The organism is Runella sp. (assembly GCF_965279615.1).
Classification (GTDB): domain Bacteria; phylum Bacteroidota; class Bacteroidia; order Cytophagales; family Spirosomataceae; genus Runella.
Window position 1 is genome coordinate 6616215 of sequence record NZ_OZ257252.1, and the last position, 22336, is coordinate 6638550.

26 protein-coding genes are annotated in these 22336 nt (G+C 40.4%); 7 read left to right on the forward strand and 19 right to left on the reverse strand.

The genetic code is table 11. The annotated features are described in order from the left end of the window. Positions 1 to 20: 20 nt before the first annotated feature. Together ACQY73_RS27695 and ACQY73_RS27700 are read left to right on the forward strand one after the other, a co-directional pair. Positions 21 to 1136 (forward strand): hypothetical protein, encoded by a 1116-nt coding sequence (locus ACQY73_RS27695; RefSeq protein WP_428657421.1) that lies wholly within the window; start codon positions 21 to 23, stop codon positions 1134 to 1136. Between the two features lie 16 nt (positions 1137 to 1152). Further along, a complete protein-coding gene (locus ACQY73_RS27700; protein ID WP_428657422.1) occupies positions 1153 to 1785 on the forward strand; it encodes a LysE family translocator in 633 nt (210 codons plus the stop codon). A 135-nt stretch (positions 1786 to 1920) separates the two neighbouring features. Here ACQY73_RS27700 and ACQY73_RS27705 read toward each other — a convergent pair whose 3' ends face one another. After that, a complete protein-coding gene (locus ACQY73_RS27705; protein WP_428657423.1) occupies positions 1921 to 2475 on the reverse strand; it encodes a hypothetical protein in 555 nt (184 codons plus the stop codon). Between the two features lie 103 nt (positions 2476 to 2578). Between ACQY73_RS27705 and ACQY73_RS27710 the strand changes: the two genes are divergently transcribed. Continuing rightward, positions 2579 to 3673, forward strand: coding sequence for a CaiB/BaiF CoA transferase family protein (locus ACQY73_RS27710; protein WP_428657424.1), 1095 nt, complete (start codon positions 2579 to 2581; stop codon positions 3671 to 3673). Between the two features lie 65 nt (positions 3674 to 3738). Here ACQY73_RS27710 and ACQY73_RS27715 read toward each other — a convergent pair whose 3' ends face one another. From ACQY73_RS27715 to nusB, 17 genes are all read right to left on the reverse strand, one after another. After that, positions 3739 to 4185: a hypothetical protein gene (locus tag ACQY73_RS27715; protein WP_428657425.1), complete on the reverse strand. Its 447-nt coding sequence runs from the start codon at positions 4183 to 4185 to the stop codon at positions 3739 to 3741. 538 nt (positions 4186 to 4723) lie between these two features. Then, positions 4724 to 6934 carry a peptidase domain-containing ABC transporter gene (locus ACQY73_RS27720; RefSeq protein ID WP_428657426.1) on the reverse strand — a complete coding sequence of 737 codons (2211 nt, stop codon included), beginning with the start codon at positions 6932 to 6934 and terminating at the stop codon, positions 4724 to 4726. A gap of 35 nt (positions 6935 to 6969) precedes the next feature. Continuing rightward, on the reverse strand, positions 6970 to 8166 hold the full coding sequence (locus ACQY73_RS27725) for an HlyD family secretion protein (protein ID WP_428657427.1): 1197 nt from the start codon (positions 8164 to 8166) through the stop codon (positions 6970 to 6972). A 75-nt stretch (positions 8167 to 8241) separates the two neighbouring features. Continuing rightward, positions 8242 to 8721, reverse strand: a complete 480-nt coding sequence (locus tag ACQY73_RS27730) for a CPBP family glutamic-type intramembrane protease (RefSeq protein ID WP_428657428.1) — start codon at positions 8719 to 8721, stop codon at positions 8242 to 8244. A 192-nt stretch (positions 8722 to 8913) separates the two neighbouring features. Then, positions 8914 to 9108, reverse strand: a complete 195-nt coding sequence (locus ACQY73_RS27735) for a hypothetical protein (RefSeq protein ID WP_428657429.1) — start codon at positions 9106 to 9108, stop codon at positions 8914 to 8916. 20 nt (positions 9109 to 9128) lie between these two features. Beyond that, positions 9129 to 9347 carry a hypothetical protein gene (locus ACQY73_RS27740; protein WP_428657430.1) on the reverse strand — a complete coding sequence of 73 codons (219 nt, stop codon included), beginning with the start codon at positions 9345 to 9347 and terminating at the stop codon, positions 9129 to 9131. 464 nt (positions 9348 to 9811) lie between these two features. Continuing rightward, positions 9812 to 10546 (reverse strand): CPBP family glutamic-type intramembrane protease, encoded by a 735-nt coding sequence (locus ACQY73_RS27745; RefSeq protein WP_428657431.1) that lies wholly within the window; start codon positions 10544 to 10546, stop codon positions 9812 to 9814. Positions 10547 to 10605: 59 nt separating this feature from the next. Further along, positions 10606 to 11319, reverse strand: a complete 714-nt coding sequence (locus tag ACQY73_RS27750) for a CPBP family glutamic-type intramembrane protease (RefSeq protein WP_428657432.1) — start codon at positions 11317 to 11319, stop codon at positions 10606 to 10608. Continuing rightward, positions 11319 to 11522 (reverse strand): hypothetical protein, encoded by a 204-nt coding sequence (locus tag ACQY73_RS27755; RefSeq protein ID WP_428657433.1) that lies wholly within the window; start codon positions 11520 to 11522, stop codon positions 11319 to 11321. The genes ACQY73_RS27750 and ACQY73_RS27755 overlap by 1 nt, the downstream gene beginning before the upstream one ends. Positions 11523 to 11586: 64 nt before the next feature. Continuing rightward, the gene (locus ACQY73_RS27760) at positions 11587 to 11793 is read right to left on the reverse strand and encodes a hypothetical protein (protein WP_428657434.1); all 207 of its coding nucleotides are present in this window, start codon (positions 11791 to 11793) and stop codon (positions 11587 to 11589) included. 84 nt (positions 11794 to 11877) lie between these two features. Then, positions 11878 to 12216, reverse strand: coding sequence for an HTH domain-containing protein (locus tag ACQY73_RS27765; RefSeq protein ID WP_428657435.1), 339 nt, complete (start codon positions 12214 to 12216; stop codon positions 11878 to 11880). A 293-nt stretch (positions 12217 to 12509) separates the two neighbouring features. Then, positions 12510 to 13097 (reverse strand): dephospho-CoA kinase, encoded by a 588-nt coding sequence (gene coaE, locus ACQY73_RS27770; protein ID WP_428657436.1) that lies wholly within the window; start codon positions 13095 to 13097, stop codon positions 12510 to 12512. 81 nt (positions 13098 to 13178) lie between these two features. Beyond that, positions 13179 to 13958: a hypothetical protein gene (locus ACQY73_RS27775; RefSeq protein ID WP_428657437.1), complete on the reverse strand. Its 780-nt coding sequence runs from the start codon at positions 13956 to 13958 to the stop codon at positions 13179 to 13181. 53 nt (positions 13959 to 14011) lie between these two features. Further along, positions 14012 to 14323, reverse strand: coding sequence for a preprotein translocase subunit YajC (gene yajC, locus ACQY73_RS27780; RefSeq protein ID WP_428657438.1), 312 nt, complete (start codon positions 14321 to 14323; stop codon positions 14012 to 14014). 44 nt (positions 14324 to 14367) lie between these two features. Further along, positions 14368 to 14808 carry a DUF1573 domain-containing protein gene (locus ACQY73_RS27785; RefSeq protein WP_428657439.1) on the reverse strand — a complete coding sequence of 147 codons (441 nt, stop codon included), beginning with the start codon at positions 14806 to 14808 and terminating at the stop codon, positions 14368 to 14370. A gap of 88 nt (positions 14809 to 14896) precedes the next feature. Continuing rightward, entirely contained in the window at positions 14897 to 15199 is a 303-nt protein-coding gene (locus ACQY73_RS27790; RefSeq protein ID WP_428657440.1) for a YtxH domain-containing protein, read from the reverse strand. A 66-nt stretch (positions 15200 to 15265) separates the two neighbouring features. Then, a complete protein-coding gene (nusB, locus tag ACQY73_RS27795) occupies positions 15266 to 16438 on the reverse strand; it encodes a transcription antitermination factor NusB (protein ID WP_428657441.1) in 1173 nt (390 codons plus the stop codon). Positions 16439 to 16767: 329 nt separating this feature from the next. Between nusB and recA the strand changes: the two genes are divergently transcribed. Then, complete coding sequence (recA, locus tag ACQY73_RS27800) at positions 16768 to 17826, forward strand: recombinase RecA (protein WP_428657442.1); 1059 nt, start codon at positions 16768 to 16770, stop codon at positions 17824 to 17826. Positions 17827 to 17997: 171 nt separating this feature from the next. Here recA and ACQY73_RS27805 read toward each other — a convergent pair whose 3' ends face one another. After that, entirely contained in the window at positions 17998 to 19137 is a 1140-nt protein-coding gene (locus ACQY73_RS27805) for an acyl-CoA dehydrogenase family protein (protein WP_428657443.1), read from the reverse strand. Positions 19138 to 19526: 389 nt separating this feature from the next. On the opposite strand from ACQY73_RS27805, the gene ACQY73_RS27810 reads away from it, so the two are divergent. Genes ACQY73_RS27810 through ACQY73_RS27820 form a run of 3 tightly spaced genes read left to right on the forward strand, consistent with a single transcriptional unit; the run spans position 19527 to position 22281 of the window. Beyond that, positions 19527 to 20843 (forward strand): UDP-glucose dehydrogenase family protein, encoded by a 1317-nt coding sequence (locus ACQY73_RS27810; protein WP_428657444.1) that lies wholly within the window; start codon positions 19527 to 19529, stop codon positions 20841 to 20843. 45 nt (positions 20844 to 20888) lie between these two features. After that, positions 20889 to 21275 carry a four helix bundle protein gene (locus ACQY73_RS27815; RefSeq protein ID WP_428668548.1) on the forward strand — a complete coding sequence of 129 codons (387 nt, stop codon included), beginning with the start codon at positions 20889 to 20891 and terminating at the stop codon, positions 21273 to 21275. Positions 21276 to 21309: 34 nt separating this feature from the next. Beyond that, complete coding sequence (locus ACQY73_RS27820; RefSeq protein WP_428657445.1) at positions 21310 to 22281, forward strand: UDP-glucuronic acid decarboxylase family protein; 972 nt, start codon at positions 21310 to 21312, stop codon at positions 22279 to 22281. The last annotated feature ends 55 nt before the right edge of the window (positions 22282 to 22336 follow it).

Sequence of the window (22336 nt, forward strand, 5' to 3'; positions counted from 1 at the left end):
TTTAAAAAGCACATACTATCATGAACACTCGATTCTTCCCTTTTTTGTTTATCCTCTTTTTGTGCGTACAAAGCCGGCTTGTTAAAGCTCAAAACGAACTCCCTTCCTGTGATTGTTGCGTATTTGACGAAGTAAAATCTGAAAAACTCACCCATATAACACACGTTGCTCCCGATTCGGCCAAAGGCCAACGCATGGTAATTCGCGGGCAGGTATTTCTGTCTGACGGAAAAACACCCGCAGCCAATGTACTGATGTATTTTTATCACACCAATGCTACAGGAAAATACGCCAAGATCGGGACAAAAGACCGTAAAAGCCACGCGTGGTGGCATGGCTATTGCCGTGGTTGGCTCAAAACCAACGCCAAAGGCGAATATGAGATTCGCAGTATAAAGCCGGCACCTTATCCCAATCGAAAAGAACCTGCCCGTATCCATTTTTATGTCAAAGCACCAACACAAAAGGAATGTTACTACATGGACGATTTTTTGTTTAAAGGAGATCCTTTATTGACGGAATCTTATTGGTACAAAATGGAGGTTTCTTCGGGATATATTCGCTATGGAGGAGTAGATCTGCACATGGAAAAAGGAGTTTTGAACGGTCGACGCGACATTGTATTACATCCTCAATATGACAAACAGACTCAAAATTCAGGTTTATTGACCGGCACAGAATGCCCCGCTTTTGATCCCGTACACGTGTGGGGACCTGACAAAGGCACTAAAGCCTGCCCCATGTGTAAATACGGAATCCGTTCAAGAGGCGTAATGATCTGGGTGAATAAAAATTTAGATAAATTGGGAGCAGTTGCCCAACGATTGGAGGTAGAAATGAGGCAGAAAGGAGCGAATGAAGCCCGAACATTCATTATTTACACCAATCCTGACCGAAAATCGAAAGCCGAAATAGAACAGCTTTTAAGCGATTTTGCCCAAAAGAACAACTTGCAAAATGTCGCTTTAGCGTACGTTCCCCATGTAAGCGATCGCTCAACGGCTTTTCTGTACCGCATTAACCCATTGGTGGAAAATACTTTTATTGCCTACAACAAAAGACACGTAACCGGGAATTTTGTAAATTTAACAGCCAATCAATTGGAAGAGTTAGTTAAGAAGATCAGCCTCAATTAGTGTTTACAACCCGCTTATGAACGTTCAAGATTTCCTGCTTTTTGCTTTTGCTACATTAATGCTCAACCTGACACCCGGCGCCGACATGATTTATGTGGCTACGCGCAGTACTACACAGGGAACCAAGGCGGGTATTGTGTCGGCTTTAGGAATTGCGGGCGGATGTTTGGTGCATACATTTGCGGCAGTTTTGGGACTTTCGGTATTGATCGCCGAGTCAGCAGTTGCCTTTAATGTCGTCAAATTTCTGGGAGTAGGCTATTTGTGTTATTTAGGAATTACCTCATTGCTAAGCAAAAACACGTTGTCAACGCAGGCTGCTCTTGAAGCAACGCCGCTGAAAAAGATCTTTTGGCAAGGCGTTTATACGAATGTACTGAATCCCAAGGTGGCATTGTTTTTTCTCGCTTTTCTGCCCCAGTTCGCAAATGTTCATTCCGAAGATTTCAAGTGGCAGGTATTGGGTTTAGGGGTTTGGTTCAACGTTTCGGGAACGTTGGTTAATGCAGCGGTAGCGGTACTTTTTGGAAAAGCAGGGAATTATTTAAACCAACTTCCTCACTTTTCGCGCATCCAAAACAAAGTTACGGGTGTGATGATGTTGGGATTGGGCGTTTATTTGGCATTCGCCAAACAATCGAAAATGTAGGGGTAGGCCTTGCGTCTGCCCAAAACCGGGTCTACCGGTCTCTCGTTTGCCCAAAAACAGCGGATGAGAATTTTATTGAATTATTGCAAAAAAGGACGAGGATGCTCCTCGTCCTTTTTTGTTGAATGGGGTCAACTAATCTTCGTCTTCTTCAGAACTGGTGAAAGAATATAAAGTGGTATCTAATTTCAAACGCCCGTGGTTAAAATCTTCGATAAATTTTGTGACTACGTCATCTGTTATTGCTTCAATGTTCAGACAGGCATCCAACCCTACGCCGTATTCAAATTCAGGCTCGATCTCCAAATGTTCTTTTACTTTCACTTCTTCTTCTTCCTCAATGGATTCGATGAGTTCGGTGATAAGTTCTTCCGCTTCTTCTTCAATCGTAGGACTGATTTTATAACCTGGTGCACGTTCATCCAACGGCAAATAATCGGGATATACTTTTTGAGCTTGTTCTACGGCTTTTTCGTAGACTAAACTACTGTGGTGAAGGCGTAACGTATAGATAATGGCATCATAAATTACCTCCTGACCTTTGTAACTGCCTATAAACTGGACATGAGCCAACTCGCCGTTTTCTGAGGTGCTGACATCTTCGTCGTCACAATGAATGAAGTTGGTGCCGGCTTCCTGACACTCTTCTTTTAATAATTTGATTTCCTCGGGGTTATAGCCTTCATTCATGGTTTCAATCTGATTTTAAGATGAGTAAGAGTTGGTAAAGTAACCGAATCATTACTGAAAATCAAAGAATAGTTGGCAAATTGGGGACAAATAAGCGAAAGAGATGACGGAGCAATTTTTTAAAAATCAACTAAAAGTGGTGGAATTGGCGAGCGTTTTGGCAGGGCCCGCCGTTGGAATGTTTTTTGCCGAATTAGGAGCCGAAGTGATAAAGATAGAGAATAAAAAAACGGGCGGTGATATGACCCGTACGTGGAAACTGCCGTCAGAAGACCCTGCTTCTCCGTATTCCGCTTATTATGCCTCCGTCAATTGGAATAAAAAAACGTATCTGCTTGATTTAGAGGAAGCTGGTGGCCGCGAACAGGTGTGCGAATTACTCCGGGATGCCGATATAGTGATCACTAATTACCGTACGAAAGTAGCGCAAAAGTTGGGAGTTGATTACGAAACACTTTCCAAACTTAATTCCCGATTGATCTTTGCACAACTCAATGCTTTCGACGAGCACAGCGAACGACCCGCTTTTGATGTAGTGCTGCAAGCCGAAGCCGGGTTTTTATACATGAATGGCGAGGCCGACGGCCCACCCGTTAAAATGCCCGTTGCGCTGATCGATGTGTTGGCGGCGCACCAGTTAAAAGAGGGGATCTTATTGGCGTTGCTGCACCGTATGCAAACTGGGGAAGGGTCGTATGTTTCTACGTCGTTGTTTGAATCAGCGGTAGCATCATTGGTCAATCAGGCTACAAATTGGCTCATGGAAGGCTATATTCCGCAACGAATGGGAACGAAGCATCCGAATATCGCACCCTATGGAGATATGTATCAGTGCCACAATGGGAAGGCCGTTTTATTGGCCGTAGGCACCGAAAAGCAGTTTAAACATTTGTGTGAAATACTGGATTTGCCCGGCCTCTTAAAGGATGAATCATTTAATACTAATGTAGCACGGGTCAAAAACCGGGAGGCATTGAATAAAGTATTGGCCGAGAAAATCGTTCATTTTGAGGCAGTTTCCTTACTCGAAAAATTAGAGAAAAAAGGTGTACCTGCGGCCTCCATTCGTACGATGCAGGAAGTATTTGACCTGCCAACGGCTCAGGCGATGGTTTTGGAAGAGCGCCTGTCAGACGGAACTGCCGGCAAAAGGGTAAAAACAGTGGCGTTTAATTTCCACCCAAAAAATAAGCAATGAACTATCTATCGTTTTAAAAATAAAATGCCGGCTGCTGTTATCAATGACAAAAATGGATGAATAGGCTAATTATTCTTATGAATAACATTAATAATATAATGAAGCAAAAAAAGCCACAAAAATGAAACGGTGTGATTCAGTGTCAAATCAAATTTCACTATTTCTTCTGCTTGGTTCCTAAATATTAAAAAAACAAGATTAAAAACTAAAACGAATACCCAAAGTGAAAATACTTTAATAAAAGATTTAACAAATAATTTGCTGTATTTTACCGGACTGAATTCAAAAACACTTACCAGGAAAAAGCCGAGTGTTGATGTAAAAAAAGCAAATTTTATAACTGTACTCTGTAAAAAAATAAGGCTACCGAACAATTGGTTTTGGAAGAATGAAAGCCCGAAAATTGCCACTGACAAAGGCTGAAGCAGAGCGCCTGTTTTACCTTCAATTGATTTTATTGAAAACTTTTTCGATTGAAAAACAATAGATTTAAAAGACATTAAATATGCCATTTTTTATTGAATTTTGTAATTAAAAATATAGGCTATGTTAGATTTTGTACAAAAATAGATGTATTTTTTATAAAAAATATCATTTTGTATTGTTTATTTTCTAATGAACAGACTTTTCTAAACCAAAATTATATGCCAAATAATGCTATGAAGAATGAAAATGGCGAAACTGATTTTCTACATTCTTATAAGCAATTTATAGTGTGAGAGTTTAGATGGAATTAGTAATTAAATACGCAGTCAATAAGGTATATTTTTTTAACTATTTAAAAAAAATGGTGCATTTGAATGTGTAGCTTTTAGAGAAAATACTTTATTATTTTCTTAATAGTCAAGAAAATACCTGTAAATTTTATATTAAATGACAATAATCATATAATTTTTTGTATAAAAAAACAACATGTCTGGTAGGTATATAAAGATTTGTTGGGTATGAAAATAAAAGAGCAATAAGGTATATTGCCAAAAAATAGAGTAGAAGTGCCGCCAAGAATATTTTAAGTAAATCGCCTAATTATAAAGACAAAAATAAAAGCCGCTAATTGTACATTACAGGCCCGCTTTGCTGCTCCCAAAGCGTTTTATACCGTCCATTTGTGCTGATCATTAATTGTTGATGTGTACCTTCTTCAAGAAGTTTACCCTCATGCAGTACGGCAATTTTGTCAGCGTTCTTTACTGTGCTCATGCGGTGAGCAATCAAAATGACGGTAATACCCTCTTGGCGCAGTAGTTGGATGGTGCGTTGTACAAACTGCTCCGAAATAGAATCTAACGCCGAAGTAGCCTCGTCCAAAATCAGGATGTGAGGAGTGCGGTATAATGCTCTTGCAATAGCTAATCGTTGTCGTTGACCTCCTGAGAGGTTTGCGCCTCGTTCTCCCAATTGTGTTTGAAAGCCATTGGGTAGTTTCTCAATAAAGTCAGTAATACCCAACAGGTTGCAGTAAAAAATAAGTTTTTTCATGTCGGGCTCATATTCTCCCACCGCAATATTTTCAACGATTGTTCCGGCAAACAGGTCGATTTGTTGCGGTACAACGCTCACGATTTGTCGTAAGCTTGCATTGTCGAGGTAGTTGATGTCATAATTTCCAATGTAAATAGCTCCTTCACGCAATGGATATAGGTTTTGGAGAAGCGATAGTAATGTAGATTTTCCACTTCCGCTTTCGCCTACCACTGCTGTGATTTTGCCTTGCGGAATCAGTAAATTCAATTTATCAAATACGGCCACACGCGCCCCATAGCGGAATGACACTTCTTTAAACAGAATATCCCCCAACATATCGGATGTTAGCCGGAGTTTGTTATCGCCGGATTCGCGTTCCATATCCATGATTTCAAACAGGCGGTCGGCAGCAATGAGCGCCTCCTGCAAGGTTTTGTTCATACCGATAAGACCCGAGGCGGGTCCTGTAAAATACCCTATCAAGGAATAGAACGAAAGCAGTTCTCCCGGAGTCAACGCGTTGTCTAACACAAATCCTGAACCAACCCAAAGTAAAAGAATTGTAAAAATACCTGTGATCAGCGCCGATGCGTTGCCAATGTAAAGACCTTGAGTAGCCGTATGAAAAACGGTGCGCAGTAAACGTACAAAGTGATTTTCAGTTTTAAGATTGGTAAATTCCTCAACGCCAAAACGTTTGATGGTAGCAACATTATTTAATGATTCAACCAACTGTGCTTCCAGTTCTGCACCACTTTCCATCAATTTTCGTTGGTTTTTGCGATTAAAGCGGTTTGCAATGAAATACGTAATAACGTAGAAAGGAATGATTGCCAACATGAGCATCGCCAATTTCCAATCATAGGTAAACATCAATCCAAAAGAAAACAGCACAATAAAAATATCTACGATCAAATTGAGTGCAATATCATTGATAAAAACTCTGATTTTGACGGCGTCGTTGACACGAGAAATGATTTCACCTACTCGCATCGTGTCAAAAAACGATTGAGGCAATTTGAGTAGATGCTTGTAATAGCCTAAAATTAATTGAGCGTCAATTTGTTGACCTGTTTTGAGGGCAAAAAGCGATTTTGTCGAACCAATGAACAACTGAAGAACAACGATGATCAACATGCCGATACTCATCAAATTCAACAAATTGCGATTGCCTTCCACCAATACATTATCCACGATTTTTTGGACATAAATGGAAGTGGCAAGCCCAAGAATGGTATAAATGATTGCTCCAAAAAGGGCTTCCAACATCACCGAACGATGCGGACGAATGAGCTGCCAAAACCGTGCGGCCACGGATATTTTTTCATTGCCTTGCTGAAAATCTTCATTGGGTAGGAGTAATACCAATACCCCTGTCCACATTTTCAAAAATGCCTCATGGGTCTTCCGGGAAATTTTTCCATCGGCGGGGTCCATGACGGTGAGGTGTTTGTCTGTAACCTCATAAATAACGATGTAATGGTGCAGTCCCGCCACCGGTACTTCGGCAGGCTGCCCGTTTGGGAGGGACGATGAGGATATAATAACGTGTGCAATGGCGGGTTTAGGTATTTTTTTCAAGCTTTCGGGACTGCCTTTTACACCTTTTGCCTGAAAACCCAATTTGTTGGCTGCTTCGATCATTCCGAGCACATTCGTACCTCTTTTGTCGGTATTGGCATATTGGCGAATCCGCGCAATGGGCATTCGAAGTTTGTAGTGGGCTGCTACTGATGCCAAACAGGCCGCACCACAATCCGTGCTATCGTGTTGTTTTATTTGTGTTCGTTTTTTCATGAACTCCTGCCTGTGGCTCTTTTCTTCTTAAGAAGCTACTTTTTTGTATCTATTTGGTTTGGATTTAGCCAATCTTCCGCTTTATCAAACAGCAATTGTGCTAAGGTGCGGCGGATTATCACAAAGCGTGCCTGCAAGGTCATACCTTTTTGCAGACGTAATTCATAGCCATTTTGAAGTTTTAATCCGGCCGTTTCGAGACGGCATTTGACTCGAAAAAAGGCATCGCCCGGTGTTGAAGTACTTGATGTTGATGGTACCGTAAAATCGTTGGCAATATCAATCACTACACCCTTGGCCAATCCCCACTCACGGTAGTTGAGGGCGTCCATTTGAAATAACACAGGTTGATTAAGTTTCAACAGCCCCATATCAGATGGCCTGACATAGCATTCCACCAACAAACTTGAATCGGGGGAAAGGATGCCCAGGGATTCGCCTGCCTGTACAAAACTCCCCTCGTATTTCCCTGCCCATTGTTGCACCGTACCTGATACGGGGGCTCGCAGCGTATACAGTGCCCGCTCTTTTCGGAGTTGCATTTCTTCCGTTTTGAGTTGGCTTAAAGTGAGGCGGTGAGCGTTGAGGTCGGCTTCCCACAGGCTTCCCTGCCGCTCAATGAGCAGTTGGTGTTCTTTCTGAAGTTGGTCGTATTCGGCTTGTTTGGCGTCCAACTCGCGGGTAGCCAGTACTTTTTCACTGTGCAGGTACGTATCGGCTTTCAGTTCTTTGGCTACTTTATGGCTCCTTACTTCATTTTCTTCCAACTGAGCCCGTAGTTGATTGTATTGCTGCGCATACAATGAAGTTCGAAAAGAAGTATTGCCCCAGGCCTTTGATATATTTTGATCGAGGTTAGTCAAAAAAGTTAAATCCGTGACCAATTGTGCATATTGAGCCTGTTGAGATCGAACCTGACGCAGTTTTTCATCAAGTACATCAGGGGCCAAGGTAAGGAGAGTATCGCCTGTGCGCACTGCTTGATTTTCCTGCACCCAAACGCTCATTACCCGCCCGTTTAACGGAGAATGTATTTCTGTTTTTTCTGCTTTGGATCGTACCATGCCGGCTGCCGTAAACGATACATCTATTGTAACAAAAAAAGCGGCTATTGCCGCTCCTACCACCGCCAGCAGCACCAAGCCATACAGTACCATAGACCTTGCCTGTACCTGAGGCAAGTATAGCTGTGTGGTATTGTTTAGAAAGGTATCGGGGAGGAGTTGAGGCATAGAAGTTTAATTTGTCGGAATTCAAATTAACTCAATTGTTAAATAAACTATTATCTACATTTGGCTAGATACATTTTAGAGAAAAGTTCTGATTAAAAAGACATGAAAGTTATATAGTGAGTGAATAAAAAAAATAATCCAAAAAGGATAATATTTTCTTTGCTCAGATATAATAAATGCATATCCGAATACTAATCCGGCTGCTAGTATATTCATTGCATATAAAAAATTGTAACAATGACTTATTGCAAAAAGACTGGCAGATATAAATGCTTGAAAATGAATATTTTTGACAATTTTTCTTGATATTTTTATCGCCCCATACTGGAATACTAAAGTTTCAATTATAGGAGCAATTATAACTGTTATTACAAATATCTCCGTTGTATTTAATTTAGAGAAATCAGCACCATTAAATGCGTTTTCCTGCCCTATTATTTCTGCAATAAAGAGAAATAAATAAGAAATAGTCATTTGAGTTGCAAAAATAGTAAAGATAAAAATAAGCTTGCTTGATTTAAATAATAAAAAATTGATAAATATTGCAATTCTCATAAATATATGTATTGGATACTTTAAATCCCATTGGTGAGCTACTATCTCTTGACTATATTATAAATATTTACACAATTTAAATTACACTATAAAATTCATAACCTATATTATGAACTTTATAGTGTAATAAAATTATGATAGTTTTTTAATTCTCACTTAGAAAAGCAGTTTATACATCAGAATCAAAATGTACTAGCCAATCCAAGGCCCATATTTTTCCTGATTACTTTCTCTCCATTTCTGTAATGCACTCCAGCCGTCTTTTATTGCTTCCCATGCTTTTTCAGCATAATAGCCTACAAAAAAACCAGGTTCACCACCGCCTTGAATCATAAGTTGCTCTTCCTGAGTGAGAACAGTAAGTTCTTTAATTTCAAAATGTTTCATGCTACTTTGAAGTTTTGTCTTTATTTATCCGGATAATTATAAGGTTTGCCATCGGCGGCCGCATTCCAACCTTTCTTTATATCATCGTATTGATCAACTGCAAAAGCTACTACTGTAGTTGCTAGCCACCATGCAGCTCTACCGACATTTGTTCCAAGACCTACCCCTCCTACAACTTGACCAATTTCTACTTTGTGAAGTTCACTCACTCCATACTTTTCCAAATCCAACGTTTTCATTCTTTTAAAAGGTTTTTGTAATACATTTATTGACTGCCATTGGGGCGGTGTTGGCCAACGTTGCTTTCTATGACTTTGCAAACCTAATCGACATCACAGAAATAAAATTTCAGTGGACTAATTATTTTTTCGGTTTGATATTCTGAGATAGCGCCATTCCTATACCTTGCCTGTACCTGAGGTAAGTATAGCTGTGTGGTATTGTTCAGGAAGGTATCGGGGAGGAATTGTGACATATAAAAATTAAGGAAGAGGCAACACAAGACAAACGGCTCTTGCATCCGGTAGTCAACCAAAATAGGATTTTACTTTGTAAAATAATCAATTAGTAAATCCATTGTTTTATAGAGCAAATGACCAATGAATATTCCGAATAGTAACTGTAAACTCTCTTTTCGGTTGTAATGTATTTTCGTCATGATAAAGTAGTATAATTTATATATTTATTTGCTAAAACAAACAAATCATAAACTGCGTAAAATAGCAGGAACGCCATTAATTATCATATGAAGTAAAATAGGCCACAGCATAGAACTATACTTTACTCTTAAATAACTAAGCCCAATAGCATAAAATAGTTGAGGTAACACATACACGGGGTAAAAAAGCAAAACATTCCATCTTATAGGAGCATAATTTGAAATATGAATTAATGAAAAAGAAATAATAGAAAAATAAATTAAAATATTATAATATTGGTTTTTGATTCTTCTCAAATAAGCATCAGGCGTAAATCTCCAAAATAAAATTGATATTATTAAAGCCATTCCTGCTCTGGTATTTTCTTCTGCAGAAGAAAAATTAAAATCACCAATGGTTCCGGAAAAATATATTAAACTAATGAATATCCATATAGAAAAATTAAGCCGATTGACAATTAAAGGGAGTCGAAAAACAAACTCTTCCCAGACCGGAGCAATGAGAACTGAAAGAATAGTAATATGAATTTTACTATAATCATGCCAAATAGCTTTATGGTTATGTTTGAAGTCATCTTGAATAGAGACGCCCCAATATTTTATTAGATAATTGTCTACAATAAATCTCATAAGAACACCAAACAACATAAATGCAGTACAGTATAGATAGATTTTAAAAGTAGTATATAGCTTGTTTAAAAGAGATTTTTGAGGCACTAATTTGCAATAATTACTCAATTTGCCGGGATTTACTATAAAATCAAAAATAACTGCTTGCATTTTACGTGATTTGTAAAAGATAAACTAAAGCCAATATACTCTCATTGTCTCCGTCTGTTTTACCCAAAAATAATTATTGATGCCATGTTTAATAAAATATGAATAAAGATTGAATATGTTATCCCATAGTATATTCTTATATATGAAAATATTGCACCATATACAAAATAGGGCAGGGCTAGTACAGGAGAAAAAAGTAATTTTTCTCCTGTAAGAGGTTTAAAGTTGAAAAAATGTGTATAGGAAAATAAAAAAAGCGATATATAAAAAATGTGCTCTTTTTTTGTTTTTAAATAAGTATAAATACTATCATTTGACAAGATGATGATTGCTAATAAAACGGCTATAAGTAACCTTAAAAATATGCTTATTCCGAACTTTTCAATTGCCCAAATTGGACCGGAATAGTATAAAAAAACTAATGCAAAAGAAATGGCCACAGTTGATTTAGTAACTAATAAACATAGCCGAAAAGCCAGTTCTTCATATACCGGAGAGAGCAATATAATATTAATGATATAATAACTCTTTGAGGCGGAATGTTTAAATGAAACAATAGATTCGCTTTTAAAAATTTCATATAACTTGTAGTTAAAGAAGACGATAGATAAACCGCTTAGCAGTGCCAGTGAAAAGCCATAGATTAGTGCAAATATAAAACATGAGGTACATAATTTTAATAACGTAATTACGCTCTTTTCAGGAGCAGTTACGTTATTAAAATTATATGGATTTTGAATAAAATACTTTAAAAATAAGAATTGTTTTTTCATTAAAAATTTAAGCCAAAAGCCTTATTAACGGCATTACGGGCTGTATTGAGCCCTTCTGATAATCCATTGCTAAAACCTGAAGAGAAGTCTGATACTTCAGATTTAATTTGCTGGTAAATTTGTGCAAAACCCGGGCTCGTTCCTCCTTCTATTGAAAGAAGCTCTTCTTTATTTAATTCTTGAAACTCTTTTAGACTTTCCATTGCTTTGGTATTTTTAATTTTATCAATATGATTACTTTCTTTGGTATTGATAGGCGGCTGTCAATTATTTTATTAAATCTAATAACTTGCCCTTGGTCAATTCATATGCAATTGCTGTCCCTCCAAAGAGTATAGTTCCTACAATAATACCGGTAGCATATCCAACTCTGTTTCCTAAATCATAAGATATTTGGCTACCTCCTTCTACAACAATGGTATCCGGGTAGTTAATTATGGATACTCCATACTTTTCCAAATCCAACGTTTTCATTTTTTAAAAAGATTTGTGTAAAACATATGTTGAACGTCACTGGGGGCGGTGTTGGCCAACGTTGCTTTCTATGACTTTGCAAACCTAATCGACATCACAGAAATAAAATTTCAGTGGACTAATTATTTTTTCGGCTTGATATTTTGTGCTGCCCCCGCCTTCGATAGTATTGAGGTCGGAATCATTGAGTGGAGTAATGCCGTATGAAAACTCAAAATGTACTGGTTGGGTATAATAATAGGTTTGCCAGATAGGGTCATATTCAATAGGGATATTCATCTCGCGCAACTCTTTTAAATAGTTGTATACATGCCGTTCGGTGATGCCCAATTTGTCGGCAAGTTGTTTGGCAGACCCCGTGGCACCTTTTATAATAAGCTGATGTAGTTGCTTATATCGTTGAATTTGAGATGTTAATGACATTCTGTATAACAATTAAAATTCTAAGCGATAGCATTTAAGTTGCTGTTTTTATCTAATAATAAGAAATTTTAATAATCAATTCTATTAATTTATTGGAAGAATTTTATTGTATCTTTTATAACTGTAATTATTATACCAATTTGAAAATAGTTATATCCAAGATTGAAAATGCCATTAAAAGCATCGAAGTATATGAAAATGATATTCAGGCAAAGGGTATCAGCTTGGCTGAATAACGAACAGGATACGTTTTCGGAGTAATTAGGAATTAAAAAAAATGAAGCGATGAATAATTACTGTATGAACAATTGATGCAGCTTCCACACCTGCGGAATAAGCAATTGACTCTCGTCATTATAAATGACATGATCTGCAATTTTATGGCGTTCTTCGTCGGAGATTTGACGAGCAATGATGTCGCGGACTTCTTTTTCGGAGCGTTGGGGATCGCGTTGCAAAACTCGAGCTACGCGGAGGTCGGCAGGAGCATGCACTACAATTACTTTATCAAGCGCGTTGTTTTGCCCTGCCTTGGCCATAATAGCCGCTTCTTTGACCACGTAAGGAGCAGCGGCGTTACACTTCATCCATTCGGCGGTATCTTCACCGACACGCGGATGGACAATGGCGTTCAGTTTTTGTAAAAGCGAAGGATTTTGAAATACCTGACCGGCTACCCAAGGGCGGTTGTACGTACCGTCGGGCAAATACGATTCGAGACCTAATAACTCTGTAACGGCATTTTTAAGCTTTGGGTCGTGGTTGAGCAACCATTTGGCACGGTCGTCGGCAGAATACACAGGAACGCCCAGTGCCGCAAAGATACGACACACAATGCTCTTGCCTGAGCCAATACCACCGGTGATACCGATCTGGAGCATTCTTATATTTCCGATTGGAGATGATTTCCGATTGGGGATTGAATTTTTCAGCTAAGAACCGACGATCCGCTATCGTAAATACTATTTTTTCTTTTTAGATTTTTTACTGCTTGGCTTAGCTTTTGGCTTTTGCGTCTGCGGCTTTTTTTCTTCCACAACAGGAGGAGTTGGGGTGATGTTGCCAAACAATTCCGCAACTTCAAAACTTACAAAAACCCGGTCGGTACTGGCTTTCAATAGAGGAGATTGCGGATAACGAATAGGAAGTTCTTCGTCGTAGTTGCCGCGTATTTTTTGCGCCGGTACGCGCACCAAAATAGTATCGGCAATATCATTTACCAAGGAGGTAGGTCCGTTGAAAGTAACAGTAGCAGGACGGAGGTTGATGAGGCTTGATACCACAAAGCGAGGCAAAAGGTTCAGATTTACACTGTCTACCTTCAAAACGGTGGTTTTGATCATTCGTTCTTCAAAATCCAAACTGTTTATGTCGACCATTACGTTGGTAATATGCACATCTTTTACCTGTTCGTGCATGATGGTCGTCAGAGCGGCGGGATTGAGTGAGCGAGTCGCCAGTGGATTGGTAATAGGGTAGTTGACAGGCGAAACGGTATAGGGAAGTGATTTTCGAAGCAATGTCCAGCCATTGCCCGTCAACGTAGCGGTAACGCTTTTGGGGAGCGGGGTAATGGGAATGTACAGAGAATCGTTGAAAGTTAAATTGATCGGATACTGTATCTGAAGGATATAGCCATCTTTATTAAGCTTATTAAAAAGCCAAATGATCGTAGCCGCTACCAAACTGAACAGGATAATGCGGCTACGAGAAGGGCGGGAAGAAAGAGATAGTTGCGCCACTTTGAATTGATCTGTTTGTGCTGGCAGTTTGTGCTTTGAGCAAAATACTCTTACTATGCGGCACTTGTACCTGCCAAACGCGAAATCGAGGACTTTTCGAATTTCATTTTTGTGCCTTTGCTGCCGTCTACTTCAAGCGTAACGGTCGTTTCGTATACCGACACCACGGTGCCGTGTAAGCCACCGATGGTTACTACTTCATCTCCTTTTTTAAGCTCTTCCAAAAATTTCTTTTGGTCCTTTTGCTTTTTTTGTTGGGGGCGAATCATGAAAAAGTAAAACACACCGATAATACCTCCCCAAAGCAGGAGCTGGTAAACCATGGAAGATTGGCCGCCGGCCTGTAAAAAAATGCTGTTCAGCATGGATTTATAATTAATAAGTGAATAAAAGGTTAGTATGAGAAATGTTAAAGCGAACTTGCTGCGGTTGAATCTTTGGCGGCTTCTACGTCTGCTTTGAACTGAATATCAGTAGTGGCAGGATTGGTATTGGCAAAAATAGTGACGGTTTTAAATTGTTGCCCCTGTTTGCCTTTACTGTTGAAATGAACCAAGATCGCACCTTGCTCGCCGGGACCGATGGGTTCGCGAGGCCATTGCGGAATGGTACAGCCGCAGGAAGCGCTCACGTTGTTGATGATAAGCGGAAAATCGCCTGCATTCTTGAATTTGAAGCTATGCTCCACCTCTTTGCCTGCGGTAAGCGTTCCGAAGTCAAAGTTTTTTATGTCTTCGGCAAACTCAAATTTGGGAAGTTTATCATCCAAATTGCTTGTTGCAGATTTGTCCTGATTACTTCCGCAGGAAAACAAGGCAACACTTAATAAGGTCAAAAAAACGTATCGCATGGTTAAGCAACAGGGTTAAAGTAGAAGGTAAAAAGTTTAGCGTCAAAGAATGCGAATTTAACGCTAAACTTCATTCTTTTAACGAATATTAAGCGGTTTGCCCTTTGATCTGGGCCATCAGGCGGTCTACATCTTCCAATAAACGTTCTGCTTTTTCGCGAGCGTCTGTCACTACTTTTTGGCCTTCTGCTTTTGCCAGGCTTTCGGGCAAGTCTTTGCCTTCGAGCAAGTCGGCGATAAGACCTTGTAATTGTTCACGGTATTTGGAAAGACGGTACGAAAGTTTGTCACGGGTAATTTCGCCTTTCTCAGGGGCGTACAAAACTCCAACAGCGGCGCCGGTAGCTACTCCTGCCAGAAATGCTATCAATACTCTTGATGAATTGCTCATGTTGTTTTAAATGTTAATTGTTTTCAGTTCAGTGCTGCCGGTAAATGCTACACTATTGACCGGGATTTATTTATTATCCAACAATCCCCTTCCGCTTTTTCTGATTTTTCCTTCTTTAATAAGCGTCTTGGAAAGGGTATCTAAGATTCCATTTACAAATTTACCACTTTTTGGCGTACTATATTCTTTAGCGATTTCAATTGCTTCGTTTATTGACACCTTTACGGGAATTCCGGGAAAGCTCATCATCTCTGAAACGCTCATTTTCAGAATGATATAATCCATCGGTGCCAAACGTTCCAAGTCCCAGTTTTTGAGTGGCTCGGCAATGATCTGCTCAATTTCGTCGTTTCGGGCAATAGTTTGTTCAAACAACTCTTCCATAAAAAAGCGGTCCTCATCCCAGTCATCCGTCAAAGGAACGAGTTGTAGTCCGCTGTCTTCGATAGTCGATTTCAGCGTTTTGTTTGCCATTTTACGGGCAAGGTCGCCGTTTTCACTCCAATACAGGTCGTTGAGTTCAAAAAAGCTTACAACTTCCTCGTTTTTCAGAACGACATCTTTAAGCGCATTCAGAATGAGTTGGAGATCTTCTTCGGGCGTATGATTTTTAGTTTCGCAATAAGCGCGATAGGCGTCGTCATTTCTGAATACATCCCTAAAAAGGGTACGAACAAGCCCCGTTGTTTGCTGCCCCCACGTAATTCCGCGACGAATAAATTCGTTTTCCAGTGTTTTGCTTTCGGTCAACGCAACAACTACTCTGTTGGTATCAAAACCCGCAATTTTTGAAAGAGGCCTGTTGTCGGGATCGTCATATTGACGTTCACGTTCGCTCCGGGAGAGAGAACCAAATTCAATGAAAAGCTGTAAAAGGAGCAGATAGGTATTTTGGATGGCTTCTACCTCAGGCGTTAATTGTCGGGCAATGCGCTGCTTATCTTTTTTGAATAGATCCTGATAATACTTGAGGGCATTTTTGGCCGTCACAAAAGCAGTGGCCGGCGTATCGTCATCTTGAATGATCTCTCCCTTGCGGTAATTTTCGTCCAGCAACAGCGTGGTCATTTTTCGCATTCCTTCCAACTTCAAGGGATCTTGGGGAGTCATGGAATTGAGGTCCGGCTTAAAAGATTCCATAATGAAATCAATGGCCAATTGATAGTCTGCCTCACGGGCAGCTTGCAGGGCGTAAAGGGATTGTAACACCTTTACGCGCAGGTGTCTTCGACTTAACATTCAGTCTTGAAATTTGTGCAAATAAGCAGCAAGGAAAAGAACTTGCTTGTGTTTCCGGGCGCAAAGGTACGTTAAATAACCCAAATTATCCAAGTTTGCCTGTGACGTAAGGTATAATTAGAGGTCTGAAAGATTGTTAAAGGGCAGGATTTTTACGCTTATTTTTATTGTTCCAATAAACAAAGAGCAAGCCCGGCGCAGTATAAAAAAAGAGTTGGGAATGTCGCGGAAAAACCGTAATTTTACCTTTATAAAGGTGGCTACTTAAGGTAGTAAAATTTCGTTAGTATTAATATTTATAATCAGCTGTAAAGCAACAATTTAATCCAATGGCAGACAACAAAGAACAGAAGTTTAAAGCCCTGCAAACAACACTTGAGAAGCTGGATAAAGCCTACGGAAAAGGCACAGTGATGCGTCTGAGTGACAAAAAAGTAATGGACGTGGAAGTCATTTCAACGGGCTCCGTTGGGTTGGACTTAGCGTTAGGAATTGGCGGATTGCCACGCGGTCGGGTCGTTGAAATCTATGGTCCTGAATCATCAGGAAAAACCACCCTTGCCATGCACAGCATTGCTGAAGCACAGAAAGCCGGCGGGTTGGCAGCTTTTATTGATGCTGAGCACGCTTTTGACCGTACTTATGCTCAAAAATTAGGTATTGATACCCAAAATTTATTGATCTCACAGCCTGATAACGGTGAGCAGGCACTTGAAATTGCCGAACATTTGATCTCATCGGGTGCCATTGACATTATCGTTATTGACTCCGTAGCTGCCCTTGTTCCGAAAGCGGAAATCGAAGGCGAAATGGGTGACAGTAAGATGGGCTTACAAGCCCGTTTGATGTCGCAGGCATTGCGTAAATTGACCGGGGTGATCAACCGTACCAACTGTTGCTGTATTTTTATCAACCAGTTGCGCGATAAGATCGGCGTAATGTTTGGTAGTCCCGAAACAACCACGGGTGGTAACGCGCTTAAATACTATGCTTCGGTTCGTTTGGATATTCGTCGTATCGGTCAGATCAAAGAGAGTGCCGATAATATTACCGGTAACCGTACCAAAGTGAAAGTGGTGAAAAACAAATTGGCACCACCGTTCAAAGTAATTGAATTTGACATCATGTACGGAGAAGGTATCTCTAAAGTTGGTGAAATCATTGACTTGGCCGTAGAATTGGAGATTGTCAAAAAATCAGGTTCATGGTTTAGCTACGATGGCAATCGTCTGTCGCAAGGCCGTGATGCTGTAAAACAATTGTTGAAAGATAATCCTGAATTGACGGAAGAACTGGAAGCTAAAATCCGTGCGAAAGTAAACGAAGATGAAAATGCGCTCGTAGATACACTCGAGCCAAACATCGCCGATGACGGCAAACCTGATTAAGGTTTTAAAAATAAAATAAATGCAGGGGCAGGCTTTACGTCTGCCCTTTTTTGTGCCCACGCCTTTTTGTTATACATTAAAGCTGTCGTCAATTTGGGCAAACGCGTTAGTATCAAATAGACACGGTTAGACGCGGTACCGGGCAGACGCAAGGCCTGCCCCTACGAGTTTTTATTTCAAAATTTCTCTTGAAATCACCAGCTTCTGAATCTCACTGGTTCCCTCGCCGATGGTGCAGAGCTTGCAGTCGCGGTAAAATTTCTCAACGGGAAAATCTTTTGTAAAACCATAGCCACCAAAAATCTGCACCGCTTCATTGGATACGCGCACCGATACTTCTGAGGCGTAATATTTGGCCACGGCACTTTGTAATGTTACGGTTTCGCCGCGATCTTTGCGGTCGGCGGCATCATAAACGAGCAATTTGGCGGCCTCAATTTCTGTAAACATATCGGCTAACTTAAACGCGATGGCCTGAAATTGAGAGATCGCTTTACCAAACTGATGGCGTTCTTTTGAGTACGCCAACGCCGCTTCATACGCGCCGATGGCCGTTCCTAAACTCAGCGCTGCGATGGAAATACGCCCGCCGTCCAATATTTTTAAGGATTGAATAAATCCTTCACCTACTTCTCCTAAGACCTGACTTTCGTGGACGCGACAATCTTGGAAAATCAATTCAGCCGTTTCGGAAGCCCTCATACCAAGTTTATCTTCTTTTTTTCCTGCCGAAAAGCCGGGCGTATCTCTTTCAATGATAAACGCCGTGGCACCTCGTTTGTCACCGGGAGCGCCTGTACGCGTGATTACTACCGCAACATTGCCGCTTTTGCCGTGAGTGATAAAATTTTTAGACCCATTCAAAACCCAATGTTCGCCGTCTTTGACGGCAACGGTTCGCATATTTCCCGCATCAGAACCGGTGTTGGGTTCAGTCAACCCCCATGCGCCGATCCATTGACCGGAAGCCAGTTTTGGTAAATATTTTTGTTTTTGAGTCTCATTGCCAAACATCAAAATGTGGTTGGTGCAGAGCGAGTTATGAGCTGCCATGGAAAGCCCGATGGACGGGTCTACTTTGCTCAATTCCACAATAGCGGTTACATACTCACGATACCCTAATCCTGCGCCGCCAAAGGCTTCGGGCACTAAGATACCCATTACTCCCAATGCACCGAGTTGATGAAACACTTCCGCAGGAAAATACTGGCTTTCGTCCCATTCCCGTACGTGCGGAAGGATGAGGCGTGTGGCAAAATCGCGCACTGATTGTGCAATCAAATCTTGGTTTTCTACAACTTCTGCGGTCATAATACTTAGGAGTGAAAAGGTTAGTTGTTGATTCAATTTCTCTAATGTATACTAACTCAACGATTGTGCCAACAACTTGTTATCTATCGGTTTTGGGGGTAAATCCCGAATTTGGTATTGATTGAATAACAGTTTAAAAGTATTCTTACGTGAATTGTAAAAGTTAGAAAAAATTTGTTTTAACAACGAATTTTCAGGTAATATTTTTTCGAGGAAAAATAGCGTCATTGCCGTAAAATCATTTGTAAGGATACAAATATGGGGTTGCTTTAGAGGGATTGTCAAAATTCTTCTAATTTTGAGGCGATTTTAAAAGCTAAAAAAAATACAATTTTTAGATTCTATAAATTTAGAACTTCCAAAACAGTCAAAACTAATAACTAAGGGTTATGAAAATAGCAGTAGTAGGAACCGGGTACGTAGGACTTGTAACAGGAACCTGTTTCTCTGAAACAGGGATTCAAGTCGTGTGTGTTGATATTGACATTAAAAAAGTTGAAAAGTTAAACAACGGAATCATTCCGATCTACGAACCCGGCTTGGATGTTCTTTTTCATCGCAACGTGGCAGAAGGGCGTTTGAAATTTACGACCAACCTTGCCGAAGGAATTAAAGATGCTCAAGTGATTTTCCTGGCATTGCCAACGCCTCCGGGTGAAGATGGTTCTGCTGATTTGAAATATATCCTGAAAGTAGCCGATGATCTGGGTCAAATCATGGAAGAATATGCCGTCATCGTTGACAAGAGTACTGTACCTGTCGGAACGGCGGAAAAAGTGAGCGCAGCCATTGCCAAAAATGCAAAAGTAGAATTTGATGTAGTTTCTAATCCTGAATTCCTGAGAGAAGGAGTTGCGGTAGAAGATTTTATGAAACCTGACCGTGTGGTAGTAGGAACTCGTTCAGACAGAGCAAAGAAAGTAATGGAAAAACTGTACGCACCATTGGTACGTCAGGGGAATCCGGTCATTTTTATGGACGAACGTTCGGCTGAAATGACAAAATACGCAGCTAATTCATTCCTGGCGATGAAAATCACTTTTATGAATGAAATCGCTAACCTTTGTGAATTGGCAGGTGCTGACGTGGACAATGTGCGTAAAGGGATAGGCACAGACAGCCGCATCGGAAAACGCTTTTTGTTTGCAGGAATTGGTTATGGCGGAAGTTGTTTCCCGAAAGACGTTCAGGCGTTGGCCAAGACTTCCGAAGAATATAATTACGAGTTCAAAGTACTGAAGTCGGTAATGGAAGTAAACGAAGCACAAAAAACCAAAATGATCCCATTGGTGAGAAAACATTTTGGCGGCGATTTGAAAGGAAAGACCATCGCTGTTTGGGGGTTGTCTTTTAAACCTTACACCGATGATATTCGTGAAGCTCCGGCGCTGGAAAATATCAGTATCCTGCTCGAAGAAGGCGCTAAAGTGATTGCGTACGATCCTGAAGGAATGGAAAATGTGCGGAATTATGTATTAGGCAACAAAATTACGTACGCACACACACCTTATGCCGCATTGGACGATGCTGAGGCGTTGATGATCTTTACAGAATGGCCTCAATTCCGTACACCTGAATTTGAAAAAATGGCGTTGTTAATGAAGAGCAAAGTAATTTTTGACGGTCGCAATGTATATGAGCTTGACCACATGAAAGAACTTGGTTTTACATATTATTCAATTGGAAGAGAAACGGTAAATGCTTGACATTTACCAATTATCATCCAACATTGATCATTTTAAAAAGCGCCTATAGCCAAAGCAGATAATGTAACGTACGAAAAAGGGTATGCACTTGCAATTAGAATAGTAAGAGCATATCAATTTTTAAGTGAGGATAAAAAAGAATTTGTACTTTCTAAGCAATTGTTAAGAAGCGGTACGTCTATTGGTGCTAATATTGCTGAGGCGAACGGAGCAATTTCAAAATCCGACTTTTCAGCTAAAATGTCGATAGCGTATAAAGAATGTTTAGAAACAAAGTATTGGCTTTCTTTACTGAAAGATACCGGCTATATTGAGCAAAAAGCGTTTGAAAGTATTTATAATGATACGGATGAAGTGGCTAAGATTTTGTTTTCAATTCTTAAAACTACAAGAATAAACCCCATTAAAATGCTTCTGATGTGGTTTTGGTAAAATGATATGTTAATTGATAAATGTTAATTGATAAATGAAAAGAGTTTTAATTACAGGCGCGGCAGGCTTTTTAGGATCACACCTTTCTGACCGTTTTATTAAAGAGGGTTATTACGTGATCGGGATGGACAATCTTGTAACGGGCGATTTGCGCAATATTGAGCATTTACGTTCAAACCCTAATTTTGAATTCATTCATCACGATGTATCAAAACATATCGTGATCGATGGTGACTTGGATTATATCCTCAATTTTGCCTCTCCGGCAAGTCCGATTGATTATTTAAAAATCCCGATCCAAACGCTCAAAGTAGGTTCATTAGGTACGCACAACTGTTTGGGACTTGCCAAAGCCAAAGGCGCCCGTATCTTGGTAGCATCCACTTCCGAAGTATACGGCGATCCGTTGGTTCACCCCCAAAACGAAGAATATTGGGGCCATGTGAATCCCGTTGGGTTACGTGGTTGCTACGACGAAGCGAAACGTTTTCAGGAAGCGATCACGATGGCCTATCACCGTCACCACGGCGTCGAAACGCGTATCGTACGGATTTTTAACACCTACGGCCCACGTATGCGTCTGAATGATGGACGGGTATTGCCTGCATTCATCGGACAAGCTTTGCGTGGAGAAGACCTAACGGTTTTTGGCGACGGTTCACAAACGCGTTCGTTTTGCTACGTAGATGACTTGGTGGAAGGTATTTATCGTTTGCTGTTGAGTGATCATCCAATGCCGGTAAACGTGGGTAACCCTGCCGAGATCACCATCGGTCAATTTGCCGAAGAGATCATTAAGTTGACAGGAACTTCGCAAAAAGTTATTTACAAACCACTTCCGCAAGATGATCCGAAACAACGTCAACCGGATATTACACTTGCAAGAAAAGTGTTAGGTTGGGAGCCGAAAGTAAATCGTGAAGAAGGACTGAAAATTACGTACGATTACTTCAGAAACTTGCCGGCTGAACGCCTCTACGAAGAGTCAAATCACCGTGAATTTTAGGAATAACCTCATCCTCGCCCTGCGGGCACCCCTTCTCCTTACTAAGGAGAAGGGG

Coding starts and splice junctions, on each gene's coding strand:
- ACQY73_RS27695 (WP_428657421.1), top strand. CDS start 21: ATGAACACTCGATTCTTCCCTTTTTTGTTTATCCTCTTTTTGTGCGTA.
- ACQY73_RS27700 (WP_428657422.1), top strand. CDS start 1,153: ATGAACGTTCAAGATTTCCTGCTTTTTGCTTTTGCTACATTAATGCTC.
- ACQY73_RS27705 (WP_428657423.1), bottom strand. CDS start 2,475: ATGAATGAAGGCTATAACCCCGAGGAAATCAAATTATTAAAAGAAGAG.
- ACQY73_RS27710 (WP_428657424.1), top strand. CDS start 2,579: ATGACGGAGCAATTTTTTAAAAATCAACTAAAAGTGGTGGAATTGGCG.
- ACQY73_RS27715 (WP_428657425.1), bottom strand. CDS start 4,185: ATGGCATATTTAATGTCTTTTAAATCTATTGTTTTTCAATCGAAAAAG.
- ACQY73_RS27720 (WP_428657426.1), bottom strand. CDS start 6,934: ATGAAAAAACGAACACAAATAAAACAACACGATAGCACGGATTGTGGT.
- ACQY73_RS27725 (WP_428657427.1), bottom strand. CDS start 8,166: ATGCCTCAACTCCTCCCCGATACCTTTCTAAACAATACCACACAGCTA.
- ACQY73_RS27730 (WP_428657428.1), bottom strand. CDS start 8,721: ATGAGAATTGCAATATTTATCAATTTTTTATTATTTAAATCAAGCAAG.
- ACQY73_RS27735 (WP_428657429.1), bottom strand. CDS start 9,108: ATGAAACATTTTGAAATTAAAGAACTTACTGTTCTCACTCAGGAAGAG.
- ACQY73_RS27740 (WP_428657430.1), bottom strand. CDS start 9,347: ATGAAAACGTTGGATTTGGAAAAGTATGGAGTGAGTGAACTTCACAAA.
- ACQY73_RS27745 (WP_428657431.1), bottom strand. CDS start 10,546: ATGCAAGCAGTTATTTTTGATTTTATAGTAAATCCCGGCAAATTGAGT.
- ACQY73_RS27750 (WP_428657432.1), bottom strand. CDS start 11,319: ATGAAAAAACAATTCTTATTTTTAAAGTATTTTATTCAAAATCCATAT.
- ACQY73_RS27755 (WP_428657433.1), bottom strand. CDS start 11,522: ATGGAAAGTCTAAAAGAGTTTCAAGAATTAAATAAAGAAGAGCTTCTT.
- ACQY73_RS27760 (WP_428657434.1), bottom strand. CDS start 11,793: ATGAAAACGTTGGATTTGGAAAAGTATGGAGTATCCATAATTAACTAC.
- ACQY73_RS27765 (WP_428657435.1), bottom strand. CDS start 12,216: ATGTCATTAACATCTCAAATTCAACGATATAAGCAACTACATCAGCTT.
- coaE (WP_428657436.1), bottom strand. CDS start 13,097: ATGCTCCAGATCGGTATCACCGGTGGTATTGGCTCAGGCAAGAGCATT.
- yajC (WP_428657438.1), bottom strand. CDS start 14,323: ATGCTGAACAGCATTTTTTTACAGGCCGGCGGCCAATCTTCCATGGTT.
- ACQY73_RS27785 (WP_428657439.1), bottom strand. CDS start 14,808: ATGCGATACGTTTTTTTGACCTTATTAAGTGTTGCCTTGTTTTCCTGC.
- ACQY73_RS27790 (WP_428657440.1), bottom strand. CDS start 15,199: ATGAGCAATTCATCAAGAGTATTGATAGCATTTCTGGCAGGAGTAGCT.
- nusB (WP_428657441.1), bottom strand. CDS start 16,438: ATGTTAAGTCGAAGACACCTGCGCGTAAAGGTGTTACAATCCCTTTAC.
- recA (WP_428657442.1), top strand. CDS start 16,768: ATGGCAGACAACAAAGAACAGAAGTTTAAAGCCCTGCAAACAACACTT.
- ACQY73_RS27805 (WP_428657443.1), bottom strand. CDS start 19,137: ATGACCGCAGAAGTTGTAGAAAACCAAGATTTGATTGCACAATCAGTG.
- ACQY73_RS27810 (WP_428657444.1), top strand. CDS start 19,527: ATGAAAATAGCAGTAGTAGGAACCGGGTACGTAGGACTTGTAACAGGA.
- ACQY73_RS27820 (WP_428657445.1), top strand. CDS start 21,310: ATGAAAAGAGTTTTAATTACAGGCGCGGCAGGCTTTTTAGGATCACAC.